The sequence below is a fragment of the Priestia sp. SIMBA_032 genome, assembly GCF_046535215.1.
Classification (GTDB): domain Bacteria; phylum Bacillota; class Bacilli; order Bacillales; family Bacillaceae_H; genus Priestia; species Priestia aryabhattai.
The window spans coordinates 451,584-467,961 of sequence record NZ_JAWRXD010000004.1 but is presented as its reverse complement, the minus strand read 5'-3'; the positions used below and the strand labels follow the sequence as shown (position 1 = coordinate 467,961).

The window sequence follows — 16,378 nt, the reverse complement described above, 5'->3', positions numbered from 1 at the left end:
ATTTAAATGTATAGAAAAAAGGAGAGAATACAATTATGTCACTACGTGATCAAGCACTACATATGCATCAAGAAAAACAAGGTAAGTTAGAAGTTAAATCAAAAGTTGAAGTTCAAAACGCTCAAGATTTAAGCTTAGCTTACTCTCCGGGAGTAGCAGAACCTTGTAAAGAAATTCATGAACATCCAGAAACGGTGTATGATTACACAATGAAAGGAAACATGGTCGGCGTTGTGACAAATGGTACTGCTGTTCTTGGCCTTGGAAACATCGGACCTGCAGCTTCACTTCCTGTTATGGAAGGAAAGGCAATTTTATTTAAAAGCTTTGCAGGCGTGGACGCATTCCCAATTGCACTTGATACAACAGATACAGATAAAATTGTTGAAACTGTAAAATTAATGGCTCACACATTCGGAGGCATTAACTTAGAAGATATCGCAGCTCCACAGTGCTTTGAAATTGAAGAGCGCTTGAAAAAAGAAGTAGATATTCCTGTATTCCATGATGATCAGCATGGTACAGCAATCGTAACGGTAGCAGGACTTGTAAATGCATTAAAAATTGTAAACAAATCAATGGAAGACTTAAAAATCGTCTTAAACGGAGCAGGAGCTGCCGGCATTGCCATTACAAAACTTCTTTATTCTTACGGCGTACGTGACATGATTATGTGTGATACAAGAGGTGCGATTTATGAAGGACGCCCTCAAGGTATGAACAAAGTAAAAGCTGAAGTGGCTTCTTATACAAATGTAAACAAAGAAAGCGGTACGCTAAGCGATGTAATTAAAGGCGCGGATGTATTTATCGGCGTATCTGCAGCAGATGCATTATCTCAAGAGATGGTTAAATCAATGAATGAAGATGCAATTATCTTTGCGATGGCAAATCCTAATCCAGAAATCAAGCCAGACGCTGCAAAAGAAGCAGGAGCGGCTGTTATTGGAACAGGTCGTTCAGACTTCCCTAACCAAGTAAACAACGTTCTTGCATTCCCTGGAATTTTCCGCGGTGCGTTAGACGTTCGCGCTACTCATATCAACGAAGAAATGAAAAAAGCTGCTGTTGAAGCAATTGCAGCCCTTATTACAGAAGAAGAGCTAAACACAGATTACGTTATCCCTGGACCATTTGATCCTCGCGTAGCGCCAGCTGTAGCAGAGTCTGTAGCAAAAGCGGCAATGGATTCAGGTGTTGCCCGTATTACAATTGATCCAGCACGTGTAAAAACACATACAGAACAATTAACAAAAATCCAAAACTAATAACGGATAAAAAATCCCTTTGAAACGCTGTTTCAAAGGGATTTTTATGTTAAAGACCTGCTGTAACCCCAGTGAAATCTAAACGTAACACCATTTCATCTCCCGGATGATGTACAATAAAGAGAAAAGAACCCAGGTTTTGTATCATAAAGGGAGGAACAAAGATGTACACCGTATTTTCAACATTTAATGTACCGGATGAAAAAGCTGAAGAAGTGATTGGAATTTATAAAAATCGTTCAAAATCAGTTGACGAGGCTCCAGGATTTGTAGACTTTCTACTTCTTCAAAACGATAAGCGAGCAGGGGAGCTCACCGTTCAGCTTACATTTGATACGAAAGAGAATTATTTAAGCTGGGTACGAAGCGAAGATTTCAAGCGTATTCATGATTTAGAGAAAAAGTACCCTGATCAAGAACTGGCAGCTGTCATCCCAAAAGTTTCTCAGTACAAAGTGGTGGCACGATGAGTTCACTTCCCGTTAATAAGATCGTCGAAAGAGTAACGGAGAAAATCTACGAGTTAGAACCTTCTTTGCTCGAAAAATTCGGAGAGCGCGGCAAAGAAAGATGTCATGAAGATAATCATTATCATATGAAGTATCTTGAGACAGCATATAAGTTAGACAACCTGCAAATTTTTACGGACTATGCCTTATGGTTAAACAATTTACTTACAAGCCGAGGCATGAAAACACAGCATATTATTGATAATTTTAATTTTATACAAGAAGCGCTGTTTGAACTAGATAATTATGGTGATAAACAAGTACAGGCGTATGTGACTTACTTAGAAGAAGCGAATCATATACTGAAGCAACAGCAGCTTTAAAAAGAGACTAGGACAAAAGTGTTTTAGTTGAAAGAAAATCCGAACGGGTTTGATTCTTGATAGAGAATTCAACCCGTTCGGATTTTTTCATTGGTAGGGTGAACGTAGGTTTCCTGTATGTAGATGCTTCTAGCTGTTGATTGGAGTGATGTAGTTATGTCTCACTTTTTTGTTTTACATATATATAAAGGTGGAAATAAAAAAGAAAAAGGAGAATACATATGCAAAAACAGCTAACAAAAGGAATCCTGTTTTTAATCGCTATGTGTATGACTGGAAGTGCAGCAGCTTGTTCAGGGGAACCAGCTAACAAAACAAAATCTGATAATCATAAAGCAGAGGAAAAACCAATTGAAGACCGTCAAGAATTGACAAAGCTACAGCAGTATTCGAGCGACCCAAACATTAAAAAGGGGAAAGATGAAGATTTTGACTTGATCGGTACGTTAAAAAAAGACGCTGAAAAAGAAATGACGCTGAATATCGATGATCAACTCGTTAAAGTACCAAAAAGCTCTAGGATGGAAGTAGAAGGCTCACAGCTAAAAGATATGATTAACAAAGAAGTAGAAGCTGAAATTGACGCAGCTAAACAAGAAGCAATTAGTATTGAATTAACTCCAAAAGCAAAAGCAGATAAAGATGGCGTGTACGAACAAGATGGAAACGAACGTAAAGTTGTGGGTATTTTTATAGAAGAAAGTAACAAACATATAACGGTAAAAGTTCCAAACGGCAAAAAAACGTATCAAAAAAGTACAGATTTTGAAAAAGAAGAAAAAGGCAGTTTGAAAGAAAAGACGGTATACCTTGAAATCAACTCAGCTAACGAAGTAGAAAGTATAGAGAAAGAAGACCGTGAATAAATAAAGCTACAGTTCTTCTTTCCCTCCTTGCTCTCTTGACTTTTTGAACTGTGTCACTTAACGTTGCAGTAGAGAAAGAAAAAAGGTGGTTTATGGAAGATGAACAGTGAATTTACCATTGCCGTGCACAGCTTAGTGTTCCTAGCAAATTTACCAGATCACCGAGCAAGCAGTGAATTGATTGCTTATAACATCTGTACCAATCCTGCACGGGTTCGGAAAACAATGAGTACACTCAGAAAAAACAACTTGGTTCGGACAAAAGAAGGGCTAGGGGGCGGTTATACTTTAGGCTGCAGCCCTGCTGAAATAAGTCTTGGAGTGATTTACCGAGTTATATCGACAGGGACGTTGAAGCCTCACTGGTGCAGCGGCGACCCTGACGCTGACTGTATTGTGAAATCAAACATTCAAACAGTGATGGACGACATTTTTACAGAGAGTGAGCAAAGCGTCATCAGGCATTTAGATCAAATTACGATCGAAGACGTGCTGAAAAAAGTTAGAACTGCTCACTAAAAAGCACCTTGCTTATGCAAGGTGCTTTTTTTATGACTCTTTAGAAGCTGCTGTTTCATTCACTGCTGCTTTTAAGTCGTCATTTACTTTTTTTCCATTCTCTAAATACTCCGTTTTGAAGCCGCTTTTTAAAGCCCATGTGTAGAAGAGAAGAGAAACAACAACAATAATTCCCATATCCCATCCATATTTAATAACATTAAGGCCGCCAAACTTTTCGCTTCCAAGCCAGGAAATAGTCATCATACAAAGTAAGTATACAACCATCCATACGCCGCCTTTGAAGTTCTGTCGAAAGCCTTTCCATTTAGCCTTTGCTTGATAATAAAAATAAATAGGAAGGCCGATTAAAATAATAAACAAAACTTGTCCAGTTAGCGGCCAGCGCGCCCAATATAAGGTTAAAGAAGCAAAAATAAAACCAAGCGGCGCAATGATGCTTAATCCTTTTAAACGAAGGGGACGATATAAATCGCTGCCAGTTCGTCTTAGCGTCATAACCGTAACAGGACCTGTAATGTAAGAGATAAGCGTAGCGACTGAAATAATTTCAGCAAGCACGCCCCAGCCCCGAAATAAAAACAAAAAGACAAGAGCAACAGCTAAGTTAAAAAACATGGCTTGACGCGGAACACCATAAATCGGATGAAGGCGTCCTAGGACACTTGGCAAATATTTATTTTGTTCCATACCATAAATCATTCGAGCAGTAGTAGCTGTATACGTAATACCTGTTCCAGATGGTGAAACAAACGCATCTGCATACAGGACAATGACAAGCCAGTTAATGTTGAGCGCAATGGCTAAATCTGCAAATGGAGAGTTAAAGTTTAAATGACTCCATCCCTTCGCAATATCAGAAGGGTTTACAGCCCCGATAAAAGCAATTTGAAGAAGCAGATAAATGACTGTAGCGACTAAAATTGAGCCTACTACCGCAATCGGAATAGAGCGGCCCGGATTTTTCGCTTCTCCCGCCATATTAATGGGGCTTTGAAAACCGTTAAAAGCAAATACAATCCCAGACGTAGCAACTGCTGTTAGCACGCTAGCCCAGCCGTTTGGTGCGATGCTGCTTCCAGAAGTGAAGTTCTCGCCGTGAAAGCCTACAAATAAAAGTGCTCCGATTGTAAGTCCTGGTATAACAATTTTAAAAATAGTAATTAACGAGTTGGCTTTGGAAAATAGTCCAACTGTCCAATAATTCAGTAAAAAGTAAATAACCAATAGCACAGTAGCGATAGCTAACCCTTCGCCAGTTAATGTTCCTTTTTCTACGAGGTGGCTTGTCCACTGTGCCCACTTCCAAGGCCATGAACTCATATACTGTACAGAAGCTACTGCTTCTACTGGAATAACGGATACAATCGCAATCCAGTTTGCCCAAGCAGCAATAAAACCAATAAACGAACCGTGTGAGTACTGCGTATACTTGACCATCCCGCCGGCTTCGGGAAACATGGATCCTAATTCACTGTAAGAAAGTGCAATAAATAAAATAACGACCATTCCAATGACCCATGATAAAATAGCTGCCGGCCCTGCAATTTGAGCTGCTCGCCACGCTCCGAATAACCAGCCGGAACCAATAATTGACCCAAGTCCCGTCATGGTTAACGCGAAGGTTCCCATTCTTCGATGTAAATTGTTCATCTGACTAACACCTTTCATGTAAAATAAGTCTTTCATTTAAACGTTGTTGCTTTATTATTATTATTCTGAAATCTTTTGCTGTCAACTTTCGTCGTTACATGCAGTTCTTAATACCTATTGATTTCCAGTTATGCAGGACAGCTATCCTCAACCTTTCTGTCATAGCAATTAAAGCGCTTTACTTTCTTTTTTATCCTACAAGAAACCCTACAGAAATAGATAAAAACCGACAAAAAGTTATCAAGTTCGCATCTTATGCACTAGCAATATGAAAAAATTAGGGGATAGTGGTAGTTACATTCCCTAAAGTTGTGAAGAGAAAACACGCTTCATAATAAAGCCCCTTTTGAATAGCGGAATAAATACCTTCAAAAGGGGTAAGAATTGGCTTTTTGGGCCTTTATCTTTCTTGATGTTTATATTCGAGTAATTTTACAACGTTTTCTACATCATTTTCAGCAGAAAGTTCGTTGATATTCACTTTATAAATAAGCGTATCCGTTGCAAAGAATTCATCTTCTCCCTCAGGTTTTACTTTCAAGTTTAAGATTTTCACCCTCACAATATGAGTAAACTTACCGCCTTTACCGGGCTGGATTTCACCCATTTGTATCCCAATATCATCTTTTTTAATCGGGCGAACTTTTACTTTTTTATGCTGTTTACCGTAAACCTTCTCATAATGAGAAGTAATATCTTGATGTACCCAAGGTTCAAGAGATTGATAAATAAAATCTTTTACAACAGGCTGACTTACGTGTGATTCTATATTTTCTTCTGGTATATTTTCTTCTGCGGAAATGGAAAGCGTAAAACAAAAAAAGACAAATGCTGCTAAAAATAAAAATTTTCCCACGAAAAAACCCACCTTACCTGTTCGTTTATGTAGCCGATTTTCTAGATCTGCATCTTTATCTTTTGAACAAAGGCATGAAGGTATGCACAATTTTTTTGTGAAATTTATCTGATTAAAAATCAATTTAGTTTAAATAAAATATGTTCTAAATAATTGATTGAAAATTCAAATGTGGGTTACGCACAAAAAATAGCCAAGTGCACTTTTATATAGACACTTGGCTATTTTCATGATCATTTTATGCTGCTGTTTTCTTATTGCCTTTAAAAATAAAATAAAGAGCTAATAACATAAATGCTGCACCAATCCAGCGGGATAGATCAAAAGGTACTTCCTTGCTTCCAAACCAGCCAAAATGGTCGATAATCATACTTGCAAATAACTGACCGATAACAGTTGAAATATTAGCTGCTGTTACGCCAATTTTAGGAACAGCTAAAACGGTTAGAAATAAATAAGATGCTCCGAATAAAGCGCAGGTAAGCTGCCATTTAGGGACATCGAAAACAGAAAGAATGTTTCCTTGTCCAAAGAAGACAACAACAATCGTTAAAATCATGGCACCTGTTGCAAAGGTTAAAAAAGCTGTTTCAAACGTACCTGCTTTTTTACTTAGTGTACCGTTAATAGAAGACTGAGCGCTTAGCGTTAATCCTCCTATTAAGGTAAGTATCACCATTAATAAACTCATTGTAAAACCCTCCTAGAAAATAAGTACAAGCGCAATTCCCATACATACTATAGCCATTACGCGTTCTTTGTTAATTTTAATTTTGCTGCTGCCAACCCAACCAAAATGCTCAATGATCATACTTGTAATCATTTGGCCCACAATAACCGCAACCATTGAAACACCAATTCCGATAAAGGGGATACTAATCACTAGAATCGTTAAATAAACCGTACCTAATAAACCTCCGGTTAAATTCCACTTAGGCGCTTTTAAGACGTAAGGTAAATTTCCTTTTCCAGCAAATAGGGTGGTCAGACCTAAAATGAGCGTTCCCATGATAAAAATATAATAACTGCTTTCAAGTTTTCCAACTGTTTTTCCAAGTTCTCCGGCAATGGCGCCTTCCATACTTAAAGCAGCGCCGCCTAAAACCGCAACTAAATAAACCAACAACTTCACATTTATCACTCCAGTATTTCTTTATATTTGTATATCTAGAAAAATAGATATAATAAGTGAAAAAAACTCGTTAAAGTTTTTTTCGTAAGAATGAAGAAAGCTCTTGAAGCGTTTCTTCATTTCGGCGATAGTATGTCCATTGACCGTGCCGAATTGACTCTAACAAACCTGCTTTTTGCATCATGGAAAGATAACTGGACACTGTGGACTGAGACAGCTGAGCTTTTTCCTGAATATCTCCCACGCAAACACCGCCTCTGCTGCTGACCTCCTTAGGCAAATGTGCTTGTTTGTCTTTAAAATGCTTTTCAGGTTCTTTTAACCACTCTAATATATTTAATCGAGTTTCATTAGATAATGCTTTAAAGATATCAATAGGTTTCATACTTATTATTTTATTCGTCACAGCTCAGATGTCAAATGTTCAAGTTTACATTTTATAGCTAAATGATCAGCGATGGGTTGAATTATAATAGCTGTGAACAAAAAGTCTACTTATAATAGGGTATAAAGAAGAACGTTTTACCCAGTTATTTTTCTACTTATATAATTAGAAAGCATCTTATTTTCTTGAGCAGAACAGATGACATATTCCTTATTTTTCAAGGGATAGTTTAGTAAAATAGAAAAAAGTGAATAACAAAAGAAGCTAGTCTATTTACTCAGGGGGAGGGCTGCATATGCAAGGGAAAACAAAACAAGTGCGCTTTCGTAATATGGTAGCGTATGGATTTGGGGATTTGTTTGGGGGAGGATCCTTTTTTATTATCGGCACATTGTTTATGGTGTTTTTAACGGATGTAGTCGGGCTTTCTCCTGTAGAAGCAGGCACGATTGTAGCTCTTGGAAAAGTGTGGGATGCTTTGTTAGATCCAACCATTGGGTACATATCTGATCATCTTCAGACAAAAAAAGGACGAAGAAGAGTCTTTTTTCTTTTTGGAATCATTCCAGTTGCCATCACGTTCAGTATGCTGTGGATTCCTATTGAAGGCTCGCATATGTTTAAATACACCTATTTCATCTTAGCCTATCTTTTATTTAACACGGCGTTTGGTATGGTCATGGTTCCTTACAATACGCTAGCAGCAGAGATGACGACAGATTATAGTATTCGTTCAAAAATGACGGGAATACGCATGGTCTTTTCACAAGGCGCTTCATTTTTAGGTGCTTTTTTCCCGAAACGAATCATTGATGCATTTCCAGGTGGACAAGGGTATTTAATCATGGGCATTATCTTTGGTCTTCTTTTTGCTCTTCCATGGATCTTTGTTTACAAAGGAACATGGGATAGCGGAGAAGTAGTGGAACGAAAAAAGAAAAACGGATTTTGGCTAGAATTTAAGCAGCTGTTTATCAGTTTTGGAAGTGCCTTTAAAAACAAGTCGTTTAACGTGTATCTTGCCATGTATTTAGCATCTTACATTGCAATGGATGTATTTAATGCTCTTTTCTTTTATTTTATTGCCTATTACATGCTGCGCGAAGCTATTTATGCAGATACCCTGAGCTTTGTGCAAATTACACAAGTGCTATTCATTCCTCTTGTTACGTACATAGCCATTAAGTTAGGAAATAAATTAACCTATAACTTCAGCATGGTCATTTGGGGCACGGGCATTATTTTATTCAGTTTCCTAACAAAAGATAGCTCTTTAGTTCTTATTTACTTAGCGGCATTTTTTTTAGGAAGCGGTCATTCGGGAGCGATTATGATTCCATGGAATGTACTGCCGTTTGTATCAGATGTAGATGAAATGATTACGACAAAAAGAAGAGAAGGCGTGTATGCAGGGCTGATGTCATTTATTCGAAAATCGTCTCAGGCGCTTGCAATTTTTCTTGTTGGTGTTGCCTTAAAGAATATTGGCTATGTACCAAATGCCGAGCAGTCAGCGTCTACGTTAGCCGGCTTACAAAAGCTGTTCATGGTTGTACCTGCTATTTTGATTCTCATGGGAATTATAGCAACCATATGGTTCAAAATAAGTCCGAAAAATCACAAAATTTTATTAGCTGAAATTGAAAGAAGAAAAAAGGGCGGCCGGGCGACGGCCGTTACCCCTGAAGCGAAAGCGGTTTGTGAAAGTTTAACGGGCTATAAATACGAACAGCTTTGGAGAGACGTAACTATTTCAAAAGAAATTCGAGACAAAACGGTTGTTTAACCTTTAGCTTCACGAAAAAGAGTAAAATTTTTAGCGCGGGGATTCGCTAATTATATCCAATAAGAAACTTCCTCTGACGTATTGCCTTTTAAAAACAATAGAGATTCTCCTGCCTATTGACTCATTTTTTAGGTGAATTTTAGAAAGGAAGGATTTTTTGCCATTAAAGATGTGCAATTTGGCACGTCTTGATAGGGTGGATTGTACAATTTATAATGAAACTATAAACTAACCACAGGCGCTTTCAAGGCGCAGGTATAAATTAGAAAAAAGGAAGGTACAGTTTATGCCAATTCGATATGTTTGTCCACAATGCCAAGGAGCCGGTAAGAAATTTGGATTTATAAAGTGCAAAGTGTGCAACGGCGAAGGAAACATCATCATGTCTTCTAATGAGCCAGATCCAACTAAAAATAAGAAATTAAAATCATCTTCTAAACAAGATAAAGCAATGTAGGCTATTGCTAATAAAGGTATGTATGGACCCCGCTTTTCTATAAAAAAGCGGGTTTTTTTGCTAGACAGACGAATGCTTTTCTTACGATACAATCAAAGGAAAGTCGCTAAAATAACAGAGAGGGAAACGAAGGGGGAGGGAGATAGATGGAATACACAGCAAAACAGTTTACGCCACAGTTAGAACAACATATACATACGGTTGAAAGGTCTATGCAAGAACGTCTCATATCCATATATGAACAATATAAAGAAGCTTTTAAAAAGAAAGGTGTGCAGCTTTCTATAAATGTGATACGTGAAGGGGGAAATCCTTTTCACCCTGGTTATCACGCCACTATTCAAGTGGGTATTTTAGAAAAAGATGAGTTTTTAGATGGTCTTTTTATTCCTATCTGGCACTGTGTACGCACGTTTTTGGGCATTCGTTCTTCGAAGAAGCTCCCAGGCAGCAAGATAACCGGAGAGCTGATGGAAGAAACAGAAGAGGAAATAATAAAAGAAGTAGTAGGCTATTTAGAAATGCAGCTAGAAGATTAGAAGCAACCTGCTTCTAATCTTCTTTACATTGAAGAAGGTGCAGTTTCTTTTTCAATTTGTCTTTTAGCACGAATAAAGGCCGTCAGCTGCTGAATTTCTTCTTGAGATAGTTCCGCACCGTCGACCGTAATTCTATGAGTTTGAGGCGATGTTAATTCGATGGGTGCATCTGAAGGAGAATGAGGTTCCTTTTCCTTACCTAGCAAGTAGTCTGTTGATGTATCAAATAGTTCTGCGATTGTAACGAGTGCTTCAAGAGAAGGACGACGATAGCCAGATTCGTATCCTGCGTAGGTGCTTTTAGCAATTTCAAGCTGGTCAGCTGTATATTGAAGAGACCATTTTTTTTCTTTCCTGAGTTGAGCTAATCTGCTTAACATTCATGACGCTCCTTTGTAGGTGTAGTATGTAAAAAACCGAGGCATTCAGCTCGCGCGCAGATCTTTGTAATCAAACCGTGAGCTAATTTACATTTTTATTCATTATATCATTGCTGTAGAGAAAAGTGTACGCGAAACGAATAATTTTTCTCTTGATTTATTGAATTCGGGTTACTATAATTACAGGTGAAGTACGCGAAATGAATATAATTTATTTGATAGATTGTCAGGTTTTTTTACAGAAATTAAGCAAAGGGGATGTCGGTTTTGAAAAAACTATTATTGTTATCAACTGGCGGAACGGTCGCTTCACTTGAAGGTGAAAATGGACTTGTTCCTGGAATGGAGCCAGATCAATTACTAAGCTACATACCTGATTTAAATGAACACTGTCAAATTGACAGCAAATCTCTTATGAATCTTGATAGTACAAATATGCAGCCAGAATGTTGGATAGAGATGGCAAAAGCGATTGAAGAGCATTATAATGAATACGATGGTTTTGTTATTACTCACGGAACGGATACAATGGCCTACACATCGGCAGCTCTTTCTTACATGCTTCAGCATTCTAAAAAACCAATTGCGATTACAGGATCTCAAATTCCTATTTCTTTTAGTAAAACGGACGCGAAGCGCAATATTGCAGATGCGATTCGCTTTGCATGTGAAGAAACAGGCGGAGTCTATGTAGTCTTTGACGGTCGTGTGATTCAAGGCACAAGAGCAATTAAGCTTCGTACAAAAAGTTATGACGCATTTGAAAGCATTAACTATCCATACGTGGCGTCTATCCATGATAATACGGTGGAATATGCAAAATCCATTCGCTCTAGTAAAGAAGAGTTAACGGTTAATACATCTCTTTGTACGGATGTAGCAGTTGTCAAACTGTTTCCTGGCATTAAACCTGAATTTTTTGATGGATTAAAAGATGTATATCAAGGCGTTGTTGTTGAAAGCTATGGAAGTGGAGGAATTCCATTTCAAGTTCGTAACATTTTAGCCAAGCTTGTTGAGTTAACGAACCACGGTGTATCCGTTGTCATTACGACTCAGTGTCTTGAAGAAGGAGAAGACATGGGCATTTATGAAGTAGGCCGAATGATTAATCATGACAGCGTCGTTCGCTCAAAAAACATGAATACAGAAGCCATTGTTCCTAAATTAATGTGGGTGCTCGGACAAACGAAAGACCCTCACCAAGTGAAAAAGATGATGGAAACGTCGATTGCAGAAGATATTAATTAAAACAGAAAGCAGGTACAGCTATGAAACAAGAAACAGCAGGATATCGTACAGAAGCTGATTTTCTAGGAGAAAAACAAATTCCAGCAGACGTATACTACGGTGTACAAACCGCACGTGCCGTAGAAAACTTTCCAATTACGGGTTATAAAGTACATGAAGAAATGATTAAAGCGCTTGCTATCGTAAAAAAAGCGGCAGCACTTGCGAATATGGATACAAAGCGCTTGTATGAAGGTATTGGAAATGCGGTTGTGCAAGCAGCTGATGAAATTTTAGCAGGTCAGTGGCATGAATACTTTATTGTAGATCCTATTCAAGGCGGAGCGGGGACATCAATGAATATGAATGCCAATGAAGTTATCGCAAACCGTGCTCTTGAAATTATGGGGAACAATAAAGGTGAATATGGCAAATTAAGTCCTAACAGCCATGTGAATATGTCTCAGTCAACAAATGATGTATTTCCAACGGCTATCCATATTTCAACGCTGAACTTATTAAATAAACTTCTTGTTACAATGAACGATATGCATGATGTGTTTAAACGAAAAGCGCAAGAATTTGATCACGTGATTAAAATGGGCCGTACGCATCTTCAAGATGCTGTACCCGTTCGTCTTGGTCAAGAGTTTGAAGCATACAGCCGCGTGTTAGCGCGCGACATTAAGCGTATCAGCGCGACGCGTGACCACTTGCATGAAGTAAATATGGGGGCGACGGCTGTTGGAACGGGCTTAAATGCAGATCCTCGCTATATTGAAAATGTAGTCAAGCACTTAGCCGATATCAGCGGTCTGCCGCTTGTACATGCAGAGCATTTAGTGGACGCTACTCAAAATACAGATGCGTATACAGAAGTATCTGCAGCGCTTAAAATTTGTATGACGAATATGTCTAAAATCGCCAATGACCTGCGTTTAATGGCGTCTGGACCTCGTGCAGGTCTAGGAGAAATCAGCCTTCCTGCTCGTCAGCCTGGTTCTTCAATCATGCCCGGAAAAGTAAACCCGGTTATGGCTGAATTAATCAATCAAATTGCGTTTCAAGTAATGGGAAATGACCAAACGATCTCTCTTGCTTCAGAAGCAGGTCAGATGGAGCTTAACGTCATGGAACCTGTGCTTGTATTTAACTTGCTTCAATCAATCAGCATCATGAACAACGGTTTCAGAAGCTTTACAGATCACTGTTTAGCAGGAATTGAAGCAAACGAAACGCGCATGAAAGAATATGTAGAAAAAAGCGTAGGGATTATTACAGCTGTTAACCCTCACCTAGGCTATGAAGTCGTATCGCGTATTGCGCGTGAAGCGATTTTAACAGGAAAACCAATTCGTGAGCTTTGCCTCCAATACGATGTGTTAACAGAAGAGGAATTAGATCTCATTTTAAATCCATTTGAAATGACGAACCCTGGTATTGCAGGAAGTTCATTGTTTGACCGTCAGTAAATAGAACGGCTTCCATAGGGAAGCCGTTTTTTTATAAACACATTTGCTGAATGACGCGGCGCATTTTCTGAGCTGTTGCTGCCAAGGCGTCATCCTTTTCAGCATATTCGGGAATTTGCGTATAAAAATCTCCGAAACACTCCTCTTGGTAGCGGGGAACGATGTGCATGTGAAAATGAGTTAACTCGTTAAACATTCCCTCGTTTTGAGAGAGAGTAACTCCGCCTGGAACAAAGAGTGTCTTCACTGCTTTTGTCATTAGCTTCGCTGCATTCATCACGGCCAATATGTGTTCAGTATCGAATTCCTCAATTTCCACTATATGTGCTTTAGGAAGAATTAAGAGATGTCCTTCGTTAAACGGCTTGTGATCTAGCAGGCATGTCACAAACGAATCTTCAAATATCACATGCGATTTCTCCTGGTTATTTGCTAATCGACACCCTAAGCAATCTATACGTGGATTCCCCATCATATGTTCTCTCCTTTTTTAAGATAACTAAAGTGTAGCACGAGAAGTATCAGGAGGAATAGGTTGGAATATACACAGTTGTTTTTTCGCTTAGTAAAGAGAGCCCGGATATATGACATGGGCTCTTTGGTTCGTTCTTTTTATTTATATGCTCAGTTATTTTATCTAAAATTTCCCATGGTTTTAATTGTAAAAACGAGACTTTTACAGTATAATGACATTGTAACAGTTAACTGTAACTAGTAAGGAGGAATTGTTTGAACACGTATACAGGCAAGCAAATTACTGAATTATTAAATAACGAAGGTGCGGACTTGAACTTGCGTACAGTGCGGTATTACACGCAAATAGAAATTGTTCCTCCGCTGGAGCTAGTAGGAAATAAGCGCGTTTATACAGATCAGCATGTTCACTACTTTCGAGCCGTTTTAACATTATCAAAAGCAGGGCAGTCACTAGCTTCTATCCAAGAAACGCTGCGTTCAATGAGTCTGGAAGAAGTGAAAAGTATAGGTGCGCAGCTCCCTCTTTACCAAAGCAAACAAATTCAAAATCAAGAAATGCATCAAGTCAATGAAGATGTGTTTGTAGCTATGAATCGGAATTTATCAGCAGACCTACGGCAAAAAGTAATTGAGTCTGTTACTCAGATTTTAAAGGATTATTCATCTCATGATTAAATTAGCCGTGGCAAAGTCAGTGATGGAAAAAGAAGAAGGAATGAACCACCTTTGTATTACATTTGAACATTCGCAAGTAAAAGTTAAAAACATCACGATTGATATTCAGCTGCCCAAAGGTTTGTTCAAAACAAGAAACTTAAATGGGTACTGTGAAAACAAACAGGGGCAAATCGAAGTAAAACATATTGACGATGAACCTTTATTAATAGAGCTCTACACGGAAGAGACCGTTTTATATCCACAGGCAGAGATTGCAGTTGCTGTGACTTACCGTGATGAATGCTTGCATATACAGCAAGAAAGACATTCTCTAATGATTAAATTTACGGATGAAGATTTGATAGGGGACTCATTTTTAAATCACGAAATTAGTGCAAAAGTAAAAAAATTTGCTCGTATTAATTCAGTGGAAAGAGGCGGTCACATGAACTTAACTCCATATGTAGTAGAACAAACAAGCAAAGGAGAGCGTGCCTATGATATTTATTCAAGGCTGTTGCTCGATCGAGTGATTATGCTCACAGGTGAAGTTACGGATGAGGTGGCTACTAGCATTATCGCTCAGCTTCTATTTTTAGATGCAGAAAACCCAGAAAAAGATATCAGCATTTATATTAATTCTCCAGGAGGGTCCATTACAGCGGGCATGGCTATTTTTGATACGATGCAGCTTATACGTGCAGATGTAAGCACATTGTGTATAGGGCTAGCGGCATCTATGGGTTCATTTTTACTAGCTGGAGGGAAAGAAGGGAAACGTTTTGCTCTTCCCAATAGCGAAGTGATGATTCATCAGCCGCTAGGAGGAGTAAAAGGACAAGCAGCTGAAATCGAAATTCGAGCGAAGCGTATTTTGCGGTTAAAAGATCACCTAAATGAACTTTTGTCTGAACGAACAGGACAATCGCTTTCAACAATTAAAAAAGACACTGATCGAGATACATTCTTTACAGCGGATGAAGCAAAAGAATATGGCTTGATTGATCAAATTCTAGTTCATCAATAAGGAGGATGACGTGTGGAAAAGTCAAATCGTTATTCAGTAGAATATGAATGGGGAAACGTGATTTATTACCAAGAACTAGAAGCAATGACGATACAGGAAGCAAAAGAACGCGTTCAACATACAAAATTAAACGCCGCTATTCGCGCTGTTCATGTCATAGAAGATGTCGAATCGTAACGAAAAACTGGATCCTTTCGGGGATTCAGTTTTTTTGAGCAAATGAAGCAGGGATTTATATGAAGAAAAGAGAATGCAAAAAGAGATTTAAAAACGAGCAGCTGGTAGCATCATTCAGCAAGAACATCTCATTTCAATTACAAAAAGAAAGGTAGATGTAAATGAAAAAAGTATGGTCTGGATTAGTTGTTCTCATTGCTATTTGTTGGGTGATAACAGGATGTCAGCAAAGCAGTGCTTCAAGCGGTACTGTTGAACAAAAGCTCGTAATCGAAAAATACATAGCCGATAATCAATATGGCCATGCGGTTAAAATGAAAGACCAAAACCAAGTGCAAAAAGTGCAGCAGTGGTTAAAATATGTATCATGGAGAGAAGAAAAAGCTGAAATGGTTCGAAAACCTAACTACATTATTCACTTTGAACCAGTGGAAACAAAAAAGGATATAAAAGTACAATCTTATCGGATGTGGGTCAACTTAGGAAACGAAACCGTTGAATTAGCTACAGATACACACTATGCACAGTTAAAGGGCAAACAAGCAAGGTCATTTATTGAATTAGTAGAGCCGAAATAAAAAGTAGCTATAAAACAGCATTCAATGAAAGCTAAAACTGCACTTGTTCATATTGAAGCCGTCTTCACCGGTGTGCCTGATGATACA

The 16,378-nt window shown here is 38.4% G+C and carries 22 protein-coding genes; 15 read left to right on the top strand and 7 right to left on the bottom strand.

All coding sequences use genetic code 11. The features are described 5' to 3' along the window. The first annotated feature begins 35 nt into the window (after positions 1–35). From ystJ to SB717_RS16670, 5 genes are all read left to right on the top strand, one after another. Positions 36–1,268, top strand: a complete 1,233-nt coding sequence (ystJ, locus tag SB717_RS16690; RefSeq protein WP_410904241.1) for an NADP-dependent malic enzyme — start codon at positions 36–38, stop codon at positions 1,266–1,268. 164 nt (positions 1,269–1,432) lie between these two features. Beyond that, a complete protein-coding gene (locus tag SB717_RS16685) occupies positions 1,433–1,738 on the top strand; it encodes an antibiotic biosynthesis monooxygenase family protein (protein WP_013057785.1) in 306 nt (101 codons plus the stop codon). Then, positions 1,735–2,100, top strand: a complete 366-nt coding sequence (locus tag SB717_RS16680) for a hypothetical protein (RefSeq protein WP_410904240.1) — start codon at positions 1,735–1,737, stop codon at positions 2,098–2,100. The genes SB717_RS16685 and SB717_RS16680 overlap by 4 nt, the downstream gene beginning before the upstream one ends. A gap of 221 nt (positions 2,101–2,321) precedes the next feature. Continuing rightward, the gene (locus SB717_RS16675) at positions 2,322–2,966 is read left to right on the top strand and encodes a hypothetical protein (RefSeq protein WP_410904239.1); all 645 of its coding nucleotides are present in this window, start codon (positions 2,322–2,324) and stop codon (positions 2,964–2,966) included. Positions 2,967–3,065: 99 nt separating this feature from the next. Further along, positions 3,066–3,485 carry an Rrf2 family transcriptional regulator gene (locus SB717_RS16670; protein WP_029714430.1) on the top strand — a complete coding sequence of 140 codons (420 nt, stop codon included), beginning with the start codon at positions 3,066–3,068 and terminating at the stop codon, positions 3,483–3,485. A gap of 30 nt (positions 3,486–3,515) precedes the next feature. On the opposite strand, the gene aimA is transcribed toward SB717_RS16670, so the two are convergent. Beyond that, positions 3,516–5,138 carry a glutamate/serine transporter AimA gene (gene aimA, locus SB717_RS16665; RefSeq protein WP_074680166.1) on the bottom strand — a complete coding sequence of 541 codons (1,623 nt, stop codon included), beginning with the start codon at positions 5,136–5,138 and terminating at the stop codon, positions 3,516–3,518. Positions 5,139–5,484: 346 nt separating this feature from the next. On the opposite strand from aimA, the gene SB717_RS16660 reads away from it, so the two are divergent. Next, on the top strand, positions 5,485–5,568 hold the full coding sequence (locus SB717_RS16660) for a KxYKxGKxW signal peptide domain-containing protein (RefSeq protein WP_368485975.1): 84 nt from the start codon (positions 5,485–5,487) through the stop codon (positions 5,566–5,568). On the opposite strand, the gene SB717_RS16655 is transcribed toward SB717_RS16660, so the two are convergent. From SB717_RS16655 to SB717_RS16640, 4 genes are all read right to left on the bottom strand, one after another. Then, complete coding sequence (locus tag SB717_RS16655; protein ID WP_014459377.1) at positions 5,539–5,994, bottom strand: hypothetical protein; 456 nt, start codon at positions 5,992–5,994, stop codon at positions 5,539–5,541. The two genes, SB717_RS16660 and SB717_RS16655, sit on opposite strands and share 30 nt — an antisense overlap. A gap of 238 nt (positions 5,995–6,232) precedes the next feature. Continuing rightward, a complete protein-coding gene (locus tag SB717_RS16650; RefSeq protein ID WP_074680168.1) occupies positions 6,233–6,685 on the bottom strand; it encodes a DMT family transporter in 453 nt (150 codons plus the stop codon). Positions 6,686–6,697: 12 nt separating this feature from the next. Continuing rightward, the gene (locus SB717_RS16645; RefSeq protein WP_074680171.1) at positions 6,698–7,126 is read right to left on the bottom strand and encodes a DMT family transporter; all 429 of its coding nucleotides are present in this window, start codon (positions 7,124–7,126) and stop codon (positions 6,698–6,700) included. 70 nt (positions 7,127–7,196) lie between these two features. Next, a complete protein-coding gene (locus tag SB717_RS16640) occupies positions 7,197–7,511 on the bottom strand; it encodes an ArsR/SmtB family transcription factor (RefSeq protein WP_013083854.1) in 315 nt (104 codons plus the stop codon). A gap of 295 nt (positions 7,512–7,806) precedes the next feature. On the opposite strand from SB717_RS16640, the gene SB717_RS16635 reads away from it, so the two are divergent. The 3 genes from SB717_RS16635 (at position 7,807) to SB717_RS16625 (ending at position 10,293) form a co-directional block, all read left to right on the top strand. Next, complete coding sequence (locus SB717_RS16635; RefSeq protein ID WP_098622681.1) at positions 7,807–9,297, top strand: MFS transporter; 1,491 nt, start codon at positions 7,807–7,809, stop codon at positions 9,295–9,297. A gap of 286 nt (positions 9,298–9,583) precedes the next feature. Further along, positions 9,584–9,754: a hypothetical protein gene (locus SB717_RS16630; RefSeq protein WP_013057775.1), complete on the top strand. Its 171-nt coding sequence runs from the start codon at positions 9,584–9,586 to the stop codon at positions 9,752–9,754. A gap of 146 nt (positions 9,755–9,900) precedes the next feature. Continuing rightward, positions 9,901–10,293: a hypothetical protein gene (locus SB717_RS16625; protein WP_144644546.1), complete on the top strand. Its 393-nt coding sequence runs from the start codon at positions 9,901–9,903 to the stop codon at positions 10,291–10,293. Between the two features lie 23 nt (positions 10,294–10,316). Here SB717_RS16625 and SB717_RS16620 read toward each other — a convergent pair whose 3' ends face one another. Beyond that, a complete protein-coding gene (locus SB717_RS16620; RefSeq protein ID WP_029714436.1) occupies positions 10,317–10,673 on the bottom strand; it encodes a helix-turn-helix domain-containing protein in 357 nt (118 codons plus the stop codon). A gap of 267 nt (positions 10,674–10,940) precedes the next feature. Between SB717_RS16620 and SB717_RS16615 the strand changes: the two genes are divergently transcribed. Beyond that, positions 10,941–11,924, top strand: coding sequence for an asparaginase (locus SB717_RS16615; protein WP_029714437.1), 984 nt, complete (start codon positions 10,941–10,943; stop codon positions 11,922–11,924). A 20-nt stretch (positions 11,925–11,944) separates the two neighbouring features. Beyond that, positions 11,945–13,375, top strand: a complete 1,431-nt coding sequence (gene aspA / locus SB717_RS16610; RefSeq protein WP_055992128.1) for an aspartate ammonia-lyase — start codon at positions 11,945–11,947, stop codon at positions 13,373–13,375. A gap of 31 nt (positions 13,376–13,406) precedes the next feature. On the opposite strand, the gene SB717_RS16605 is transcribed toward aspA, so the two are convergent. Then, positions 13,407–13,850, bottom strand: coding sequence for an HIT family protein (locus SB717_RS16605; protein ID WP_410904238.1), 444 nt, complete (start codon positions 13,848–13,850; stop codon positions 13,407–13,409). 254 nt (positions 13,851–14,104) lie between these two features. Between SB717_RS16605 and SB717_RS16600 the strand changes: the two genes are divergently transcribed. The 4 genes from SB717_RS16600 to SB717_RS16585 all read left to right on the top strand — a co-directional run bounded on the left by SB717_RS16600 (position 14,105) and on the right by SB717_RS16585 (position 16,291). Continuing rightward, a complete protein-coding gene (locus SB717_RS16600; protein WP_410904237.1) occupies positions 14,105–14,527 on the top strand; it encodes a MerR family transcriptional regulator in 423 nt (140 codons plus the stop codon). A 427-nt stretch (positions 14,528–14,954) separates the two neighbouring features. Further along, positions 14,955–15,536, top strand: coding sequence for an ATP-dependent Clp endopeptidase proteolytic subunit ClpP (gene clpP / locus SB717_RS16595; RefSeq protein WP_029714441.1), 582 nt, complete (start codon positions 14,955–14,957; stop codon positions 15,534–15,536). A gap of 12 nt (positions 15,537–15,548) precedes the next feature. Next, positions 15,549–15,713 (top strand): hypothetical protein, encoded by a 165-nt coding sequence (locus tag SB717_RS16590; protein ID WP_410904236.1) that lies wholly within the window; start codon positions 15,549–15,551, stop codon positions 15,711–15,713. 161 nt (positions 15,714–15,874) lie between these two features. Further along, entirely contained in the window at positions 15,875–16,291 is a 417-nt protein-coding gene (locus tag SB717_RS16585; protein WP_410904235.1) for a YhfM domain-containing protein, read from the top strand. The last annotated feature ends 87 nt before the right edge of the window (positions 16,292–16,378 follow it).